Raw genomic sequence first — 18260 nt, 5'->3', positions numbered from 1 at the left:
ACCATGATAAGATCACTACTTTAATGGAATAGTAGACCGGCGATACTGCGCAGGCAACTGTGCAGGAGATTTTGCATGCGTATCTTTCTCACCGGCGCGACCGGTTTCATCGGCTCGGCGATCGTTCCCGAACTCATCAAGGCGGGCCACCAGGTGGTCGGCGTCACCCGCTCCGACGCCGGCGCCGAGGCGCTTGCCGCCGCCGGCGCCGAGGTGCACCGGGGAACGCTCGAGGAGCCCGACGGCCTGCGTGACGGCGCGGCGAAGGCGGAAGCCGTAATCCATACGGCGTTCGACCATGATTTCTCGCGGTTTGCCGACAACTGCGAAAAGGACAGGCGCGTCATCTCGGCACTCGGCTCGGCGCTTGCCGGTTCCGAGCGGCCGCTGGTGATCACCTCCGGCGTCGGCGTGGGCAGCCCCGGACATGGCCAGTTGGCCAGCGAGGACGTCTTCAACGCCAGTCATCCCAATCCGCGCATCGCGTCGGAACTGGCCGGCAATGCCTTGCTGGAGGCAGGCGTCAATGTGTCGGTGGTGCGGCTGCCGCAGGTCCACAATCCGGTCAAGCAGGGGCTTATCACGCTGCTCATCGAAATCGCGCGGGAAAAAGGCGTGTCGGCCTATGTCGGCGAAGGCCGCAATCGCTACTCTGCCGGCCATCTCCTCGACGCGGCGCGGCTTTATCGGCTCGCCGTGGAAAAGCAGCAGCCGGGCGCACGCTATCACGCGGTCGGCGAGGAAGGTGTCGAAGTGCGTGCAATCGCCGAGGCGCTTGGCCGGGGTTTGAGATTGCCGGTCGTTTCGATACCGCCGGAAAAGGCGGAGGAGCATTTCGGCTGGATGGGAATGTTCGCGCCCATGGATCTGCCGGCCTCCAGCGCGCTGACCCAGGCTCGGCTGGGCTGGCATCCGACCGGCCCGACGCTGATCGCCGATCTCGACGCCATGCAATACGCCGCCTGACGGGCTAAGCCTCGGCGCCAAGGCTGGCGAGATGCGGCCGGTAACAGTCAGGTTACCGGCCGTTTTGCGAGCGATCAGCCAGGAGTAACTGCGTAGCGCAGATGAACGAGCCCATGCGCCAGCGCCTCGCAGCTCGTCAGGGACAACTGCGTCTTGCCCGCCAGGCCGCTCTCGCCGAACTCGACGAAACCCTGGTTTGCCGCGCGCCCGTCGAGCGCGGGTGCTACGAGAAGGCTCAGCTCATCGACGAGCCCTGCCGCGAGGAAGGAGCCGTTGATGCCGGCGCCGCCCTCGAGCAGCAGCCTGCGTATGCCGAATTCGCGGCCGAGAACCTCGATTATTGCTGCGAGATCCATGTCCGCCGTTTCCGCGACGATATAGGACACGCCGTCGGCGGCAAGTTCGGCCAGATGGCTGTCGGCAACGTCACGCCCAAGCAGTACCACGACATGATCGCCGCCGATGTCGGGTTTGGAAAAGTGAAGCCTGCCCGAGGGATCGAGCGCCACGGCATAAATGCCCGCACCGGGCTGCGCGAAATGATAGGGCCGGTCGACCTTGCCGGCATTGGCCGGCGGATGCGCGCCGGCTTTGCTCATCTCGGCCATGGTGACGCGGCCGACGATCCAGGCGTCGCCCGCGAGGTCGTTGTGGATATGCTCATAAAGGCTTGACCACTCGGCCCGGGTGCCGTCGGGGCTTGTGGTGTAGCGGCTCGGGTGGAGGCTGCCGTCGAGGGATGCCAGCATGTGGCAGATGATTTGCGGCTTCATGCGGGTTTCTCCAATTTATAGGCTTGGAAGGTTGTGCATGTCGTTCTCCCAAGGCAGCCCTAACGGCATTGTCCTGAGATAAGCGCCGGACAACGAAAAGGAGGAGGTGCCGCCCTCGCTCTCGTTGCGGAGCTAGGCCGTTTCAAGCTCCATCACTTTGACCGCCGCCTTCGCGAGAAACCCGGATCGAGTGTAGCCATGGGCTTCGGCAAAGGCATCGATCCGTTGGAGAACGTCGTCCGGCAGCGTCACGTTGATACGCACTGCCTTCTTGGCCCCAGTCTTGGCCGCGACCAGGATTGCAACACCGTCACGATTATCGGCGTCTGCCATCACAGTCTCCAAACTGGAAGGCTCCGGAATAGCATCGTCATCCTCGACCAAACCTTCGATATGGAGGGCGAGGACCTCTTCAGCCATGGACCGGGCGTCATCCAGATCCTTGCCGGCGGTAATCACGCCTGGGAAATCAGGGAAAGACACACCGAAGTCACTGCCGGCATCCTTATGGATAAGTCCGATATACTGCTTCATGTCCATCACCTCAGTTTCAGTCCAGCTTGCTTTTCGATGCTGCGTAAAGTGGCTATTGGGATATCGCGCCTGGGATGAGGAACGGTAACCCGTCCACGCTTGTCGCGGTGTTTGAATTGCGCATGGCTACCCTTTCGGGCAACCTCGAACCAACCGTCAGCCTCCAACAGGCGGATAATTTCCACGCTATTCATGTGTATTTATACACATTTATAGGCACCCCTTCAACAGAAATGTAAAACCGCGCTCTCGCTTCCGGCCCTAGCCGCCCGAGGAGCAGGATGCCCGCAATCCAAAAATCCGACAATTCCGATAAGTTGCCCGGCGGCTCTGTTATATCGATGTTGCACAAATGGTTGACCCTGGGCTAGCATCCCCGCGCAGGCGTCGGTGGGAGGCTCTTTTTTACAACGGCGGCCAGCTGGAGCGGCATGCGTTTTCGGGCGCAGGGAGGATGCTCCAACACTTTGAACCGACGCATGATCCTTCCTGAAACCGATCCCGGTTTTTCGGGGTCGTGCGTCCTTGTGGAGGAGGATCCCATGAACAGACGCGAATTCCTGTTGTCGTCCGCGGCCTTTGGCGCCATGATGCTTGCCGCGCCTTCGGTGTTTGCGCAGGACAAGCTCACCATCCTGGGCTCGGTGCCCAATCTCGGCTTTCCGTTCTTCGTGCACATGCTGAACGAGATCAAGGCGGAAGCCGCCGCGCAAGGCGTCAATTTGACCGAAAGCGACGGCCAGAACTCGGCCACCAAGCAGACCGCCGACATCGAGGCGGCCCTGGTGCAGAAGGTCAACGCCATCGTCATCTCGCCGCTTGACGTCAACGCGCTGGCGCCGGCCATCGAGGAAGCGGTCAAGGCCGGCGTTCCCGTGGTGACGATCGACCGTCGCGTCGACGGTGTCGAGGGCATTCTGGCCCATGTCGGCGCCGACAACGTCAAGGGCGGTGAGGCTGAGGCCAATGCCATGGTGGCGGCGTTCCCCAACGGGGCCAAGATCTTCCATCTGCAGGGCCAGCCTGGAGCCGGCCCGGCGATCGACCGCAACAAGGGCGTGCACAACGTGCTCGATCCCCTGAAGGACAAGTACCAGATCGTCTTCGAACAGACCGCCAACTTCGCCCGCGCCGAAGCGCTGTCGGTGACCGAGGCAGGCCTTGCCGCCAACGGCAAGCCGGACGCCATCGTCTGCGCCAATGACGACATGGCGCTCGGCGCCATGGAGGCCTGCGCGGCGCGCAACTTCACCGACGTCAAGATCTACGGCTTCGACGCGCTTCCGGAAGCGCTGGTCGCGGTGCGCGACGGCAAGCTTGCCGGCACCGTCGAGCAATTCCCCGGCGAACAGTCGCGCACGGCGGTGCGCATCGCGGTGGCGTTCGCCAAGGACAAGACGGAGCCGAAGCAGAAGCTGGTGCTGCTGACGCCGATCGTCATCGGCAAGGACAATCTCGACAAGGCGGAGCGGATTGGCGAGACGAAGTAGGGGTGATTGAAAGGCCGGCGGGACAGCACCCCCCTCTGTCCTGCCGGACATCTCCCCCGCAAGGGGGGAGATCGGCTGTCCCTGTGCTTCGACAATTCTTCGACGTAGCAGGAAAAAGCGCTACCAATGACACTGCCAATCTCCCCCCTTGCGGGGGAGATGTCCGGCAGGACAGAGGGGGGTGCTCAAGCGCTGATGGGGCCAGCATGAACTGCAATCCGGGAGTAACCATTGTCGCCAGCTGAAGCCGCATCGCCCGAGCCAATCCTGCTTGCCGTCGAGGGCATCACCAAGCATTTCGCCGGCGTCACCGCGCTCAGCGATGTCTCGCTCGACATCCGCCCCGGCGAAATCCTCGGCCTGCTTGGCGAGAACGGCGCCGGCAAATCGACGCTGCTGAAGATCCTGTCGGGCGTCATGCCGCCATCGAGCGGGCATATCATTTTCGACGGCGCCGACTACCACCCGTCCAGCCCGCAGGATGCCAAGCGGCTCGGTATCGTCACCATCTATCAGGAGCTGAGCCTGATCCCGACACTGACGGTGGCGGAGAATATTTTTATCGGCCGCGCGCCGATCGGCCCGCTCGGGTTGGTCAGCTGGCGGCGCATGGAGCAAGACTCGCGTGCGATCATCGCCCGCGTCGGCCTGTCGATCGATCCGACGACGCCGGTGTCGGCGCTGTCGGTGGCCGAACAGCAACTGGTGGAGATCGCGCGGGCGCTGTCGCTGAAAAGCCGGCTGATCATCATGGACGAGCCGACCTCGGCGCTGACCGAAACCGAGGTGCAGCGCCTGCTGTCGATCATGGACCGGCTGCGCAAGGACAAGGTCGCCATCATGTTCGTCACCCACCGGCTGGAGGAGGCCTCCGCCATCTGTGACCGTATGACGGTGCTGCGCGACGGCAGGCTGGCCGGGCATCTCGACCGCGAGGGCGGGCCAATCGCACTGCCCAGGATCATCGAGAAGATGGTCGGCCGCGCGGCGTCCGAGCTCTATGCGCGGCCGGCGCAGCGCGCGGTGGCCGGCGATGTCGTGCTGTCGGTGCGCGGCCTGCGCACCGTGCGCGATCCCGAGGCGCCGCACGCCATCGTGCTCGATGGCGTCGACATCGATCTCAAGGCCGGCGAGATCCTCGGCGTTGCCGGTCTCGTCGGCTCGGGCCGCACAGAGCTGGCGCGCGCCATTTTTGGGGCAGACCGCATCGCGGCGGGCACGATCACGCTCGACGGCAAGCAGATTGCGCCGGCATCACCCGCCGATGCCATTGCGCTCGGCATCGGCCTTGTGCCGGAGGACCGCAAGCATCAGGCGATCTTTGCCGCACTCGGCATCCTGCCGAATTTTTCCGTCGCCTCGCTGGGCAGCTTCAGCAATGGCTTCGGTTTCATGGCCGAGCGGCGCGAGCGCGATGCGCTGGCCGGATTTCGCAAGATGCTGTCGATCCGCATGGCCTCGGCCGAGCAGGCGATCGAGGGCCTGTCGGGCGGCAACCAGCAGAAGGTGATCCTGGCGCGCTGGCTGGCGCGCGATCCCAAGGTGCTGATCGTCGACGAGCCGACGCGCGGCGTCGATGTCGGCGCCAAGACGGAAGTGCACCAGATCCTGGTGCAGCTTGCGGCGCGCGGCATTGCGGTGATGATGATCTCGTCCGAACTGCCCGAGGTGCTGGCGGTGTCGGACCGCATCGTCACCATGCGCCGGGGCCGCATCACCGGCGAGATGCCGGGCGTCGAGGCAAACGAGGAAAAATTGATGGAACTGATGGCACTCGACCGCAAGGAGACACGATGAGCGTGGCGGGGGAACAGGACCAGCGCGGCGGCATCAATTTCGCGCGGCTTTTGATGAGTTTTGGGCCGCTGCTGTTCCTGGTGGCGCTGATCGTCGTCTTCACGGTGCTGAAGCCGAGCTTCATGGACCCGATCAACCTGTTCAACATCACGCGGCAGATCTCGATCACCGGGCTGATCGCGCTCGGCATGACCTTCGTCATCCTCACCGCCGGCATCGACCTGTCGGTCGGCTCGCTGCTCGCCTTCTGCGGCATGGTTGCCGCCGTGGTGGCCAAGGGCGGGACCGCCAACACGCTGTCGCTGTCGACGAGTGGAACGCAAGGGTTCGGCTGGTTCTCTGCGCTGCTCGCCGCCGTCGTGGTGGGGGCGGCCGCCGGCGGTGTGCAGGGGCTTGTCATCACCCGGCTGAAAGTGCCGCCCTTCGTCGTCACGCTGGGCGGGCTGACGGTGTTTCGCGGGCTGACGCTGACCATCTCCAATGGCGGCCCGATTTCGGGCTTCGACGCCTCGATGCGCTGGTTCGGCACCGGGCTGATCGGCCCTGTGCCGGTGCCGGCGCTCATCTTCGCGGCGGCCGCCATCCTGTGCCACATCGTGCTGCGCTACACCCGCTACGGCCGCGCCGTCTATGCCGTCGGCGGCAATGCCGAGGCGGCAAGGCTGTCGGGCCTGCGCGTCGACCGCATCCTGGTCTCGGTCTATATCATCGTCGGCTTCTTCGCCGGCCTCGCCGCCTTCGTGCTGTCGGCGCGGCTCAACTCCTCGGAAGCGGTGGCCGGCATCGGCTACGAGCTGACGGTCATTTCGGCCGTCGTCATCGGCGGCACCTCGCTGTTCGGCGGCATCGGCTCGGTCGGCGGCACGGTGGTGGGCGCGGCCTTGATCGGCGTGCTGCAGAACGGGCTGCAGTTCAACAACGTGTCGTCCTACACGCAAAGCATCGTCATCGGCCTGATCCTGATCCTGGCGGTGGCGTTTGATCGGTGGCTGAAGTCGCGAGTGCGAAGGTGAGGGCAGCAGGGCGGAGGTTTGTGTTCAGTCACACTCCCCTCTGTCCTGCCGGACATCTCCCCTCGCTATGCGAACCGCTTCTCAGTCTCGCATGCCCACAGAAGATGGCCGTAACGGCGGAAGTAGCGCGCCACGAGCCGCTGTTGCTTGGCTCTGATCAGGTCGGTCAGGCGCCGCTCCTGGCGCCAGCGCGGCATGTTGCGCCAGCAGGCGATGAAGCGGGCGGCATCCTCGAGAGCTTCCTCGGCTGAGAGTGCGGGGCCGATCGCGGCCAGGAACAAGATCTCCGAGTGTTTCAACTCGTCGATAACAGCCTTGCGCCTGATGTGATCCTGGCGGGCATGGGCGATGCCGTTGCGGCGGATTGCTTCGAAGGCTTCGAGAAGGGCAGGGCTGTCGCCGGTATAACCGCAGGCACGGGCGAAATCGGCGGCGTCCATCGTCACTCCCGGGCCTGATGTGGCAGTGGGTTCGTGTCCCGACTCACATTTGCAAAGGTATATAAGCATAACTCAAGAAATCATAGAAGAAAAACTTTTGGGACTGTTTGAAAACTGCGACTCGACTCCCGGCGCAAAAGGCAGGAATATACGAACAAATCAGGAACAAAAAAGGTGAGGAGGGGCGATGGCATTGCCGGGCAGGGAACCAGTGATCGCGCATGTCGCCTCGATCTCGGTCGAGTGCGCCGATTGCGGCCGCAACAGATGGTGGCGGCCCGATCAGTTGAAGCGGTTCGGGGTGACGGGGAATACACCGCTGGCCGCATTGTCGGGCCGCATCGTCTGCTCGGCCTGCCGTGCCGACGGGCTGCCGGGGGCAACCGTCACGATCCAAGCGGCGTTCATCGACGAGCGCCAGCGGGTGCGTAGCGAAGCGCGGATGCTGAATGAGCGCGAGGTGCCGCTGGAGGGGTCGAGACGGGCTTGATGAAGTGGCCGTCAGAAGGCGTCGTCTTCGTCGGAGAGGATGACGTCTCGCCCGCCGTGAAAGATTCGAACAATCGTCACGGTCTTGTCTTTGATGGTGAATGCAATCGTCGCCCGCCTGCGATAGCCCACAGTGCGGAGGCCTGGCCTGACGTCATCATGGCGCGTCCCGCGTTCGGGAAAAGTAACAAAGTCCGAACAGTAATCGATGAGGCGATCGACATAGGCTCGCGCAATTCGTTCGCCAGCCTGTGGAACCAGATAGATCAGCAAATTCAGCAGGTCTTTTTCTGCGGCCTCACTGAAGGCGACCCTGTGCGTCATACTTGGCGTGAACGCTTGCCCGCCAGTGCATCAATGCGGTTGTGAAGTCGCTTGCGTACTTCCTCGAGAGGCGAGACGAGCGAAGGGTCCTTCTGAAGCGCATCCATTGTTGGCGCAACCTCTTCCCGCAGCCAGCGATCGACCGCTGCGTCGCGTGCGGCAAGAGTTCTCAAGCCATCGCGGATGACCTCGCTTTCGGTGGCGTACTCGCCGGATGAAACCTTGTCCTTCACCATCTGCGCCATCTCAAGCGGCAAGGTAATGGTTAGTGGCTGGGTGGTGCGCATTGTCATTGCCCTGGGTAAATGGGATGCGTATGACTTAATCATACGCTGTTGCGCAAGCTGCCGCTAGCGGAATGATGGCACTTGGGCGCGATGAATCTTCAATACCCTAGCAATTCCTTCAGCGGAATCACGCGCCAGACGTGTTTTATGGCGTAGCGGTCGAAGGTTAACGTCTTCGGCGGATTGTATTGCTCGACGACCAGCTCGGCTGCGGTGCGCTTGACCAGCTTCTTGATGAAGGCCTTGCCGTTGCGCTCGTTTTCTTCTGGAAACGTCTCGATCACGACGTGGTCGCCCGGCACGGCGTCGCGGCCGCCGCAATAGATCAGGTCGCCGGGCTCGTAGCGCGGCACCATGGAATCGCTCAGCACGTGCAGCGCGAACACTTTTGGCACGTTGCGGACGCCCGGCGGGCGCTGGACATAGCCTGCCGGCTCGCCGTTGAAGGTGAAATCGCCATCGTCGCCGCCGACGGCCGCGCCCAGCACCTCGATATCCATCGATCCGGCGGGCAGGGGGGCGGCATCGGTGACGATCTCGGCGTCGGCGACCGGGCCGGCATCGTCGAGGAAGACGACCTGCCCTTGGCCCAGTGCTACCGGGTCGACGCGCAGGAAGGCGGCGGTCTTCAAGAGGTTCTCGGTCTTGGGCAGGTTGCGGCCGGTTTCCCAGTTGCCGACGGCGGCGACATCGGTGTCGTTGTGCTCGGCAATGTGGCGCATGACCAGGCCGCGCTGCTTGCGCGCCTTGCGGATCGCCGCCCCGACCTTGATCGACAGTTCCGTTTTAGCCATGGCACCCATGTGAGCGATGAAAGCGGCTCTCGTCTATGAAAGAATGGCTTGCATCGATTTTTGAGTTATGCTTATATACAGCCATGCAAAACCTGTCCAGCTTTCATGGCGCAATGGCGCCGGCCTCATGCGAGGCGCATCCGACTTTCGCCGCCACCCTTCCGTCCCGGCTGTCCTCCTCCCCGGCCGGGGCGAAGCCCGAGGTTAGGTGCTTTAAGGCACTAGCCTCGGGTCCGGTCCGCCCGTCCCTGGCGGCCGGAACGGCCGGAGCCGCCGCTCCCAGCGGCTCCGGCCCCCAATACGACCGGCATGGCGCCGGCTTGCCCGCTCGGTCGTGCATCCGCACCCAAGACGGCACCGTCATCCTGTTCGACAGGCTGACGGGCAGGGCGGTTTCCGCCCCCGACAGAAAAACGGCCGAGGCGCGGCTTTCGCGTCTCGTTGAACCGACGGGCTGCGAAGCCGGGCCGGTTGAGCCGGCGTCAGCCGCCTCTCGAACCACACAACCCTGAGCACGGCCCGGCGGGCCAACCCCTGACGCTTGCCTCACGGCGCGCGGCCGAAGGCAGAATTTTGGATGGAGCCTGGAAATGGCAAGCTACACCGACGCGGAATTGCACGAGATCGCCTGCTGGCTGAAGGCGGGGCTTTCCGCCTCCAGGATCGCGACGGCATTCAGCGCGCTGCGCGACAGTCCGGTATCGCGCAATGCCATTGTCGGCATCGTGCACCGCAACGCCATGCTGGGCGCGATCGGCTTTGCCAATGGCAAAGGGCTGCCGGTCGGGGCCAAGCGGGCTGCGGGCAAGCATGCTGGAAGCAAGCTGGCAAATGGCATGCCGGCGCAGGGCAAAGTGAGCGCCAAGCCTGTCGCCGGCACGATCGACGCCGCCACCAGCGGTCCCGGCGTGTGCGAGGCGGCTGCCAAGCGCGACCCTTCGCCGGCCCGGCTGCCGCCGCGCCTGTTCATACGCGAGGTGGGCGTGCTGATCGCCGACGGCCAGACCTATCGTTTCAAGCTGCCGGTGCCGCCGCGTGCGCCCATTGGCCGCCAGCCGCATGGCGTGGCAATGCGCTTCATCGACTGCCTGTTTTCCCGCTGCCGCGCGCCGCTGGATCTGACGCTGCAAGAGGACCCCGACATTTCCATTGCTGAAGAGGGGGATGCGCCGGGCGGCCGGCCGGGTGCCGACATGCTGTGCTGCGGCATGCGGACCAGCGCGCTGAAAAGCTACTGCACCTATCATCAGGCGCGCTTCCAGCGCCGCGTTTTTGTGGCGGAGGCGGGTGAGAGGAAGCGTCCCTTCGTTAGCCGGGTGAAGGTGCCGGCAGGCGGATGAGGGTCAGCACTGAAGTGGAAAGCAGATATGAACTTCAAGCATCTGACCGAAGCGCCGCCCCTCATTGCCCTGCCGGGCGTTCGTTGTTCGAAAAGCCAAGCAATTGGCTTTTCGTCCGCTGCGCAGACCACGCCTCACCCCCGTAAACGGGGAGAAAGAAGCCTCGTCGCCCTATTTCGGCGCCTGCCGGCCCTGCTTGGGCATGTGGCTTTGCATGGTTTTGGCCTCGGGCGTCATGGTCGGGCCGCCTTCGGCCACCAGAATATTGGCCACCCGGGCAAAGCCGGTGAACACTTTCATGGCATCGGCTTCGGAAATCTGCGCGGCGATTGCAGCGCTGCAGGCGTTGAGGGCGCTGCGGTAGACATGGCCGCGCCGCTCGAGCGGCCAGCGCTGCAGAAAATCGGCGGCTTCGCTGACGCTGTCGATCTCTTCGATCTCTCCGTTCATTCGCACCTTAAGCGGAACTCCAGTCTTCATGGTACCCACGGCGTTCACCTTCGCTTTGCGCGCGGCTTCACTTACCGCTCCAGTAAACGCGCCGCGCGGGCGGGCGGTTGCATCAATTCTCCGGTCGGCGCGCGCCTTTCACGAACTGACCACGGCGTCCAGCCAGTCATGGGCGCGGCTTTTCGGCCTGGTCACCAGTATGTTCTGTTGCCTGGCCGCCTTGGTGAGAGCCTCGAAGGCGATGCGCTGGCAGCAGGTGCCGTCGACGGCGAGCGCAACCAGCCGGGCCGCCTCGACATAGCCCGGCGAGGTCTTGTCGGGCCATTGCTGCCTTAGCGCCCCGGCGGCCTCGGCCACCGAACCGACGAGCATGGTTCTGTTGTCGCAAAAGCGCAGGGTAACGGGCATGAAGGCTGTCATCTGCATGTCTCCCGTAGACGCCGCATAACGTCGAAAATTCGCGCTGGTTCCATCAAGCCGGATGCCGGCACGGCTGTAGAGGTACAAGCGAACGGCCCTTCATGCGGCTCTATGTCTCCGATTTTCGTCGGCGATCTGCAACCCAACACCCCAACCGAGGACCCGCCCCATGCCCAGGAAAGCCAAACCCGCAAAGCCGCAGGCGCCGAAACTGCCGAAGGGCGAGGCCGAGCAGGTGCGCATCCGCCGCGAGATCGGCCATGATTTCGCACTGAAGGACGACGCCTTCGGCCGCAAGCGGCTGACCGCCGGCACGCGGGAGGCTGCCCGCGTCTACGAGGTATCGAATGACGGCTTCACCGCCACCGGCGGCATCGTGCGGGTGGGCACTATCGATCCGCTGCTGGGCATCACCTCGCTGTCGCGCCAGCAGCGCGAAGCCGGGCTTCGCTACCGCGAGGATTTCCGCTGCAGCCAGCAGGCCAGCGTCAAGCCGATGCGCTGGACCGAGCGCGTCGACGGCGGCCGCCACGGCGGCGGAATCGCCGACAGCGTGCTGGACGCAGGCCGCGCCCACGCCGCCGCCACCAGAGCGCTGGGCCATTGGGAAGTGGCCGCCGTGGTGCGACGAGTCTGCTGCGCGGGCGGGTCGATCAAGGGCATGGCCGAGCAGACGGGGGAGGACAGGGATGTCGTAGCGAAGCTGCTGAAGGTCGGGCTGGATCTGCTGGCGGTGCACTACGGGATGACGATGGGGAGGCGGTGAGGGCGCGGCGATCCGACCGGCAGTGCCGGCCGGATCCGTTTCAAAAGATCAGGTCATCTGCAGATGCGGATTTTCTCGACGATCCTGTGGTGATGGCGCCAGTGCTTGATCAGCTTGATGTGGCAATGGTGGCGCCGGTGGAAATAACGCGGCCGGTAGCCGTTGTCGTAGACGTCATACTGGTAATAGGGGCGATGGACGTAGCGATCACGATAATCGTAACGATTGTAATAGTCGTCGCCGTAATAGTTGTCGGCATAGCCGCCGATGCCGATAGTGATACGACTGCGGGCATCAGCGGGGGCGATCATCGCCGCCGCCGAAGCAATGGCGATAACCGAAACAAGCAGGAGCTTCTTCATAGCTACCTCCTTTTCAAGGTTGGCCTAATATAACCCCCGAGACGCGGCAGCGTTCCACAGATTCGTAAGACAAAGGATGCCGATACCGCGGCGCGAGTGCCCTGGGCCGCTGTTTTCCTGGTCCGCCAAGTGGGATGTGGCTGCCGTGGCGGGGAATCTGCTTGCGTGGAAGGCTTGATCAAGAGCCTGGCGGTGGCCGAGATGTGGTGACGAAGCTGCTGAAGGTCGGGCTGGATCTGCTGGCGGTGCATTATGGGATGATGATGAGTGAGGAGGTGCCGCTGGATCGGGAAATGAAACGAAATCCGACCGGATGGCCATGGAATCAGGCAACGGCCAAAGATATGCGGCCAAACGCTGTGCTGCCAGAAACCAGCGCCGTCGCAAGCTGCGGCGGTGATTGCGGAGCGACAAAAGGTGAGAAAATTACCAGAGAAGCATTTTTTTCGTCAAATTCCGAGGCCACGGTATTGCCTTTTAAAGGAACTCGCGGCGTATGCTGCCTCAACGAAATGAGGGGACCGGGGCGAGGAATGGTTGAACGCGACGAATTCTTCCCGAATTCCGAGCGCGTGATCTACGCAAAGTCGCCATTGATCCAGGTGATTTGCCAAATTCGCTTTCCCAAGATACTTCGTATTGAGGCCAGTCCACCCGCCGATTTTCAGGATGCGGTTCGAAATCTGTATCCAATTGTTGAGCAGCAGTTGCCGCCCGGCTTGCAGAATTTGCCGTCTGAGGTGGCAAAAATGCTCGGAGCCGCTGCTCAGCAGAAGTCCAATTACCAGTTTTTGTCGCAGGACAGGGCAACCACGATCGCGTTAGCTCCCGATGCCTTGTCTGTAACCTCATCCAACTATACAAGATGGGAGGACTTCGAAGCCCCGGTAAGGTTGGCAGTCGAAGCTCTCACCAACATATATAAGCCGAGTTTTCTTACTAGAATCGGCCTGCGCTATCAGAACGCAGTGGTGCCGGCAGATTTCGACATCGGAGATGTGCAGTGGGCGGCTCTCTTAAGCGAAAACATTCGTGGACAGCTGGCGCACTCGGAGTTCTCGAACGAGCGAATTACTGAGGCCTTCAGCGTTGTAAGAGCCATGCTGCACGACCGGCAAGAAGGCATCCTTCTTCAACACGGCCTTGGGCAACGTGAAAACGGCCTCGAAAAGGCCTATGTATTTGACATCGACTGCTACACGGAGAAGCAGAATGACATCGCTGATACGCATTCCTATCTGCGAAGATTCAACGCTCGGGCGAGATACGCCTTCAGGTGGTGCATTTCCGACTTTCTTCACAACGCACTTGGGCCACGGCCCGTTGCTGAAATGGTCGGTCACTGACCACGGCATCGAAGCCAAGGCAGACTTTGTCACGAGCGTGGAGGTGACTGGGAACGCGAACAATTTGCCCATTTCGGCCGCATATAGGGCAGTATGCCTCTATGTTTTGGGGCAATTACAGGGCCGCGCGCTCACACAAGCCTGCGAAGCTCTGACGGACATATATGAATTCGAACAGGCGAAGGTCGAAGTCGATCGACGACCTGTTATTGACCATCCTCCGAAGCGGATGATGGCAAAGAGCGTTCGTCGGGTTGAGCGTCAGCCGCTTTCCTTCACCGACTGATTGGGCTCATGACCGCGGGGGAGGTCACAGTCCAGGTTCTGTCAGGGCCGTCGATATATGCGACGGTCGATCCGGCCTTGGAGTTTCGGCAAGGCGAAATAATCTCTGGAATTGTGCAATATCGCTATGATCCTGAAGATGGTGGTGTGGAAGAGATTCTGCATGCCTACGCCATTATCGCCTCTCAGGACTGCGATCTGCTGCAACATCATAACAGCATGGTTGCAGGCGGGGTGCCCCAGATCACGAGCATATTACTGTACGAAGCCCATGAAACGCATGTTTTGCGTAGCCAAGTAGATGGCAGCGATATCTGGAAGCGGATTGTCCAAAATAAAGATGAACGTTACCATGCACTTGAGGCAGCTCACGCAAAATATGACCTTTCGAGCGTAGGGCTGCCGGATCTCGCAATCGACTTTCGGCGCTTCTTCAGCATCTCTCCGCTCGATCTAGCCAAACAGGTTAACGCTGGTGTTGCCGTGCGCAGGTGCCGCTTGGAAATGCCATATCGGGAGCAGTTTCAAACGCGTGCAGCGTTCTATCTACAGAGAGTCGGTGTGCCTGAGCCCCACAAGATCGCTAAAGTGGTGAGCCCGAGCCCGGCAGGCTAGAGGCTTTTCATCTAGACTTCCACAAAACTGTATATGTGTGACGAGCGCCGCCGATTTAAGGGTCGCGGACCTCGCCTCATCCGGTAAACGTGCAGAAGGCCTATCCCACGCTAAAACAGCGCCCTCTCAATCGGCCCCTCCAGCGTCTCGGCAAAGGCCGTCGCCAGATGGTGCCGGTCACGAAACGCGAGTTGGCCTGATATGACGACGTGGCAGGATGTCGGGCCGCAGAAGCGGTCGGTAAGGTCGATGTAGCGCGTGTCGGGGACGCTGTTCACCACGGCGCGCTCGGCGGCGGCGATGCTGTCGTTGGCGGCCTCGGTCCTGGGAGTGTCGCAGTGCGGCGAGGGGGCTTCGCGCCACCACAAGGCGCGCGCCACGCAGGAGTCGGCGAAGCTGGCGTTGAGCGGCGTGTCGCGAATGACGGCCGTCTCGACACCCGCCCGGCTGAACGCCTGCAGGGTCGAGCGCAGGCCGGACTGCCAGCGCGCGGTCTCGGCGGCGCGATCGGCGGCAGGCATGTCGCGGGTCAGGTTGCCGATCGAGAATTCCGAGATCACCACCAGGCGTGGCTTGGCGTGGATGATGTCTGATATGGCTTGCTCGCGCCAGGCGTCGCATTCGGTGTAGTCGCGCTTCAGCACCGTGTTGAAGGTAGAGAGCCGCGAGGCGCGGCACGACGATTTGAGATAGGTGACCACCTTGGTGTCGTTGCGTTTGGCTGCTTCGATCAGCGGTGTCGACCAGTGGTCGGCATGCGAATCGCCGAACAGCACGATGGTGTGGGCGGCGTCCGCCGCGCCGAACACGCAGGGTTTTGGTGTCACCGTTTGGAAGTCGGCCAGGCAGTTCTTGTCGGCGGCACGTACGATGGAAGGTTTTTCGGCAGCCTGCTCGATGCCACGCTGCGCGGGGTCGATGTTGCGCGTGGCCAGATGCGCATTGGCATAGGCCACAGCCACGCCGGCACCGGTCAGGGCAAAGGCCGGGACCAGCGCACGGGCGCCCGCCATCAGCCAGGCGCCGCGCCGGGCAGGGTTCTCGATCAAATGATAGGTGAGCACCGACAGCGCCAGCGCCAGCACGCCGCAGCCAAGGCGCTGCGCGACGGTGAGGTCCGGCGCCAGCATCCCGGCATAGACGATGACCGGCCAATGCCAGAGATAGAGCGAATAGGAGAGCGAGCCGATCCATTGCAGCGGCGGCAGCGACAGAGCGGTGGCCGGCGCAAAAGCCCGCCAGCCGGTCCGCGGTTCGGCCTGCTTGCCGGTCTGTTGCGCGCCGGCGCCGCTCAGCAGCACCAGCACGGTGCCGGCAACCGGAAGCAGTGCACGCCAGCCGGGGAAAGGCATGTTCTCGCTTAAGCGCACGTAGGCCGCCGCGATCAGCGCCAGGCCGAGCCAGCCAAGTGCAGGCCGCAACCATGGCTGGTGCCGCAGGAAAGCCGCAGGCACCAGCGTCGCAAGGCCGCCGGCGGCGAACTCCCAGGCACGCAGTGGCGAGAAGTAGAAGGCCCAGGCTGGCGCTACGGTGGTCAGCCACATGCAGGCGGCGAAGGAGGCGAGGCCGGCCGCGCCGATCACCGCCACGGCCGTTCGCCGGCCCGGACGAAGCCAGGCGGCCAGCAGAAGCAGTGCCGGCCAGGCCAAATAGAACTGTTCCTCCACCGACAGCGACCAGAAGTGGATGAAGGGATTGCTGGTGGCATCGGCGGCGAAATAGTCGAACGACCAGCGCAGCAGCCACAGATTGATGGTGTAGGCGGAGGCAAACATGGCGCCGTGCGAGTAGAGCGCCTGCTCTTGCGGCGCCAGGATGAAGTAGCCGGCGGCGAGCGTCGCCAGGATGACGAACAAAGCTGCCGGCAAAAGCCGCCGCGCGCGCCTGGCATAGAAGCGCCAGAGGTCGAGCCGGCCGGTATCACCGATCTCCTGCATGAGGTGGGTTGATATCAGCCAGCCGGAGATGACGAAGAAGATATCGACGCCGGCAAAGCCGCCGGGCAGCGCGGTGAGGCCGAAATGATAGGCAACGACGCCGCCGACGGCGAGCGCGCGCAATCCCTGTATGTCCGGCCGGAACGATGCTGCCACGATGGCTCCTTCGTGCACGCCCAGCCCCGAGCCTTTGGCAGTATCGGTCGGGCTGGCTGATATCGCAATGCAACAAATCTATCGCAACGCAACATGACCGGAATAGGGAGATGTCGGGAAAGGGCAGGCGCACCCTGCCGCGAGACGGTAGGAAACGACTGTCGGCGTCCGTTGACGACGGTAATCATGTTCGCAAATGCCGCCCCTCCGGCCGGGCACTTTTCCCCGTCACTATACGAAGGTGCCGGCAGGCGGATCAGGGGCGGCGCTGATCCTCCTCGTCAGTCCGGTGGCCTGCTACTTGCTGCCGCCGATTGCTTTCACACTGCTGCAGAATTCCGGGTGGGTGTTGGCCGCGTTGGCGTCCTTCGCCTCGTCCTCGCAGGCCTTCATCATCGCGGTCTGGTCGTCCGGCGTAAGGGCCTTCCACGCCTTCACGAAGGCGTCGTTGCTGACCATCGTCTTCATGCCGGTGTCGGTGTAGAAGGGCTGCATCTTGGCCGGATCGTCGAGAGCCGATGTTTTGGCGAACGCCACGCCGCCGACCATCGAAAGCGCCATGGCGCCCAAGCAGATCATTTTGATGTTCATGGTATAATCCTCCCTGTTGCTTTGAGATCGTCGAGCAACGATCGTCTTGAAAAACGACAGGTCTGGATGAAAGTTCCGGCTTGTTTTGCGCAAAGACGCCCGATCGAAGAAAAATATAGTCGAAAAAGCTTGAAAATTTCCCGAATTTTTCCGGTTGGGCGCCGGCGGATCAGGTTTCACGCGCGAGACTGACCACCAGGCGATCGACGCCGGGGTCGTCGAGACTGACGATATGGGCCATCTGCATCGCCCGTCTCATGCTGATACTGGTGACGTCTTGCCGCATGATGACCGACACGAAGGCCGGCCCCGATCCGGCCAGGACGATCGCCTTGCCGACCAGAACCGGCTCCGAGATGGAGGCCCACTGCACGGTGATGATCGAGGGCTCGCCGGTCTGGCGGCGGTTGATACCGCTGAAGTAGATCCAGTTCAGGCGCGAGATCGCCACGCCGTAATGGTTGCCGGGTATTCTCGCTCCGCCCTGGCCGTCGCCCGGGGCCCACCGCGTCACCCGCCTGAAGGTGACCAGCTCGGCCTCGCGCCGCACGAAGGTGACCGAGCGCATCAGAAGGTCGGGGCGGCCGGGGACCGAAAAATAGGTGAAATAGGTGCCGCCAGCGATGGCGGGCGACGGGGGCCGCACCATGTTCTCATACAGTGTCTGGCACAGCGATGCGTGGCCGTTGTCCTTGGCTGGTGTGGCGGCGGGCTCGCGATACAGCTCATTCTCGTCGATCTGGAAATAATCGCAGATCAGCCCAGCAGTGGCTTTGTTCGGAATGGCCCGGCCTTGCAGATAGCGCTCGAACTGGGTGCGGTTGATGCCAAGCTCACGGCACACCGCGCTCACGGAAGCGTGGCGCTTGATCAGCCGCCTGAGGTTGGCGGCGAGATTCTCACGAATTGGCACGACATCGTCACCGCGATAGACGTACGAACCATTATTCAAGCACTTGCTTATATATCAATCTCACACTGTCGGGCCGGCGCAAATAAGGACCTTTGGCCAATAGAGCAGGCAAACCGTACGGTTTTGACGGTTTGGCTATGCAAGTCCTGCAAATGGGCGTATTTCGGTGCCA

At 62.7% G+C, this 18260-nt stretch carries 23 protein-coding genes; 10 read left to right on the top strand and 13 right to left on the bottom strand.

Going from position 1 to position 18260, the window contains the following annotated elements; translation table 11 throughout:
- Window positions 1-75: 75 nt before the first annotated feature.
- The gene (locus NKJ06_RS17260; protein WP_352628816.1) at window positions 76-966 is read left to right on the top strand and encodes an SDR family oxidoreductase; all 891 of its coding nucleotides are present in this window, start codon (window positions 76-78) and stop codon (window positions 964-966) included.
- A gap of 74 nt (window positions 967-1040) precedes the next feature.
- Here NKJ06_RS17260 and NKJ06_RS17255 read toward each other — a convergent pair whose 3' ends face one another.
- The 3 genes from NKJ06_RS17255 to NKJ06_RS17245 form a co-directional block, all read right to left on the bottom strand.
- Window positions 1041-1739 carry a RibD family protein gene (locus NKJ06_RS17255; protein WP_352628814.1) on the bottom strand — a complete coding sequence of 233 codons (699 nt, stop codon included), beginning with the start codon at window positions 1737-1739 and terminating at the stop codon, window positions 1041-1043.
- Window positions 1740-1871: 132 nt separating this feature from the next.
- Window positions 1872-2273, bottom strand: a complete 402-nt coding sequence (locus NKJ06_RS17250; protein ID WP_352628812.1) for a type II toxin-antitoxin system HicB family antitoxin — start codon at window positions 2271-2273, stop codon at window positions 1872-1874.
- Between the two features lie 5 nt (window positions 2274-2278).
- A complete protein-coding gene (locus NKJ06_RS17245; RefSeq protein ID WP_352628810.1) occupies window positions 2279-2467 on the bottom strand; it encodes a type II toxin-antitoxin system HicA family toxin in 189 nt (62 codons plus the stop codon).
- A 348-nt stretch (window positions 2468-2815) separates the two neighbouring features.
- Between NKJ06_RS17245 and NKJ06_RS17240 the strand changes: the two genes are divergently transcribed.
- The 3 genes from NKJ06_RS17240 to NKJ06_RS17230 all read left to right on the top strand — a co-directional run bounded on the left by NKJ06_RS17240 (window position 2816) and on the right by NKJ06_RS17230 (window position 6573).
- Entirely contained in the window at window positions 2816-3763 is a 948-nt protein-coding gene (locus NKJ06_RS17240; RefSeq protein ID WP_352628809.1) for a substrate-binding domain-containing protein, read from the top strand.
- Window positions 3764-3994: 231 nt separating this feature from the next.
- A complete protein-coding gene (locus tag NKJ06_RS17235; protein WP_352628806.1) occupies window positions 3995-5560 on the top strand; it encodes a sugar ABC transporter ATP-binding protein in 1566 nt (521 codons plus the stop codon).
- Window positions 5557-6573: an ABC transporter permease gene (locus NKJ06_RS17230; protein WP_352810285.1), complete on the top strand. Its 1017-nt coding sequence runs from the start codon at window positions 5557-5559 to the stop codon at window positions 6571-6573. The genes NKJ06_RS17235 and NKJ06_RS17230 overlap by 4 nt, the downstream gene beginning before the upstream one ends.
- A 65-nt stretch (window positions 6574-6638) precedes the next feature.
- Here NKJ06_RS17230 and NKJ06_RS17225 read toward each other — a convergent pair whose 3' ends face one another.
- Window positions 6639-7013 (bottom strand): hypothetical protein, encoded by a 375-nt coding sequence (locus tag NKJ06_RS17225; RefSeq protein ID WP_352628802.1) that lies wholly within the window; start codon window positions 7011-7013, stop codon window positions 6639-6641.
- Window positions 7014-7200: 187 nt separating this feature from the next.
- Here NKJ06_RS17225 and NKJ06_RS17220 point away from each other — a divergent pair, with 187 nt between their 5' ends.
- Window positions 7201-7503 carry a hypothetical protein gene (locus tag NKJ06_RS17220; protein ID WP_031260430.1) on the top strand — a complete coding sequence of 101 codons (303 nt, stop codon included), beginning with the start codon at window positions 7201-7203 and terminating at the stop codon, window positions 7501-7503.
- An 11-nt stretch (window positions 7504-7514) separates the two neighbouring features.
- On the opposite strand, the gene NKJ06_RS17215 is transcribed toward NKJ06_RS17220, so the two are convergent.
- From NKJ06_RS17215 to NKJ06_RS17205, 3 genes are all read right to left on the bottom strand, one after another.
- A complete protein-coding gene (locus NKJ06_RS17215; RefSeq protein ID WP_352628800.1) occupies window positions 7515-7826 on the bottom strand; it encodes a type II toxin-antitoxin system RelE/ParE family toxin in 312 nt (103 codons plus the stop codon).
- Window positions 7823-8113 (bottom strand): ribbon-helix-helix domain-containing protein, encoded by a 291-nt coding sequence (locus NKJ06_RS17210; RefSeq protein WP_352628798.1) that lies wholly within the window; start codon window positions 8111-8113, stop codon window positions 7823-7825. The genes NKJ06_RS17215 and NKJ06_RS17210 overlap by 4 nt, the downstream gene beginning before the upstream one ends.
- Window positions 8114-8211: 98 nt before the next feature.
- Window positions 8212-8916 (bottom strand): XRE family transcriptional regulator, encoded by a 705-nt coding sequence (locus NKJ06_RS17205; RefSeq protein WP_352628796.1) that lies wholly within the window; start codon window positions 8914-8916, stop codon window positions 8212-8214.
- 581 nt (window positions 8917-9497) lie between these two features.
- Between NKJ06_RS17205 and NKJ06_RS17200 the strand changes: the two genes are divergently transcribed.
- The gene (locus NKJ06_RS17200; RefSeq protein WP_352628794.1) at window positions 9498-10247 is read left to right on the top strand and encodes a GcrA cell cycle regulator; all 750 of its coding nucleotides are present in this window, start codon (window positions 9498-9500) and stop codon (window positions 10245-10247) included.
- A gap of 171 nt (window positions 10248-10418) precedes the next feature.
- Here NKJ06_RS17200 and NKJ06_RS17195 read toward each other — a convergent pair whose 3' ends face one another.
- Together NKJ06_RS17195 and NKJ06_RS17190 are read right to left on the bottom strand one after the other, a co-directional pair.
- Window positions 10419-10727, bottom strand: a complete 309-nt coding sequence (locus NKJ06_RS17195) for a DUF982 domain-containing protein (RefSeq protein WP_352629005.1) — start codon at window positions 10725-10727, stop codon at window positions 10419-10421.
- Window positions 10728-10835: 108 nt separating this feature from the next.
- Window positions 10836-11117 carry a DUF982 domain-containing protein gene (locus NKJ06_RS17190; RefSeq protein WP_352628792.1) on the bottom strand — a complete coding sequence of 94 codons (282 nt, stop codon included), beginning with the start codon at window positions 11115-11117 and terminating at the stop codon, window positions 10836-10838.
- Window positions 11118-11286: 169 nt separating this feature from the next.
- Here NKJ06_RS17190 and NKJ06_RS17185 point away from each other — a divergent pair, with 169 nt between their 5' ends.
- Complete coding sequence (locus tag NKJ06_RS17185) at window positions 11287-11883, top strand: DUF6456 domain-containing protein (RefSeq protein WP_352628790.1); 597 nt, start codon at window positions 11287-11289, stop codon at window positions 11881-11883.
- A 53-nt stretch (window positions 11884-11936) separates the two neighbouring features.
- On the opposite strand, the gene NKJ06_RS17180 is transcribed toward NKJ06_RS17185, so the two are convergent.
- Entirely contained in the window at window positions 11937-12245 is a 309-nt protein-coding gene (locus tag NKJ06_RS17180) for a hypothetical protein (protein WP_352628788.1), read from the bottom strand.
- A 206-nt stretch (window positions 12246-12451) separates the two neighbouring features.
- Here NKJ06_RS17180 and NKJ06_RS17175 point away from each other — a divergent pair, with 206 nt between their 5' ends.
- Genes NKJ06_RS17175 through NKJ06_RS17165 form a run of 3 tightly spaced genes read left to right on the top strand, consistent with a single transcriptional unit; the run spans window position 12452 to window position 14491 of the window.
- Window positions 12452-13591 carry a TIGR04255 family protein gene (locus NKJ06_RS17175; protein ID WP_352628787.1) on the top strand — a complete coding sequence of 380 codons (1140 nt, stop codon included), beginning with the start codon at window positions 12452-12454 and terminating at the stop codon, window positions 13589-13591.
- Window positions 13569-13877: a hypothetical protein gene (locus NKJ06_RS17170; protein ID WP_352628785.1), complete on the top strand. Its 309-nt coding sequence runs from the start codon at window positions 13569-13571 to the stop codon at window positions 13875-13877. The genes NKJ06_RS17175 and NKJ06_RS17170 overlap by 23 nt, the downstream gene beginning before the upstream one ends.
- 8 nt (window positions 13878-13885) lie before the next feature.
- Window positions 13886-14491, top strand: coding sequence for a hypothetical protein (locus NKJ06_RS17165; protein ID WP_352628783.1), 606 nt, complete (start codon window positions 13886-13888; stop codon window positions 14489-14491).
- A gap of 110 nt (window positions 14492-14601) precedes the next feature.
- On the opposite strand, the gene NKJ06_RS17160 is transcribed toward NKJ06_RS17165, so the two are convergent.
- From NKJ06_RS17160 to NKJ06_RS17150, 3 genes are all read right to left on the bottom strand, one after another.
- Complete coding sequence (locus NKJ06_RS17160; RefSeq protein WP_352628781.1) at window positions 14602-16584, bottom strand: acyltransferase family protein; 1983 nt, start codon at window positions 16582-16584, stop codon at window positions 14602-14604.
- Between the two features lie 297 nt (window positions 16585-16881).
- A complete protein-coding gene (locus tag NKJ06_RS17155; protein WP_352628779.1) occupies window positions 16882-17175 on the bottom strand; it encodes a hypothetical protein in 294 nt (97 codons plus the stop codon).
- 169 nt (window positions 17176-17344) lie between these two features.
- Window positions 17345-18088: a helix-turn-helix domain-containing protein gene (locus NKJ06_RS17150; RefSeq protein WP_352629003.1), complete on the bottom strand. Its 744-nt coding sequence runs from the start codon at window positions 18086-18088 to the stop codon at window positions 17345-17347.
- Between the last annotated feature and the right edge of the window lie 172 nt (window positions 18089-18260).

Source organism: Mesorhizobium sp. M0293 (assembly GCF_040321735.1).
Classification (GTDB): Bacteria; Pseudomonadota; Alphaproteobacteria; order Rhizobiales; family Rhizobiaceae; genus Mesorhizobium.
Note: the sequence above shows the minus strand (reverse complement) of the source record. Positions and strands in the feature narration are given on the sequence as shown.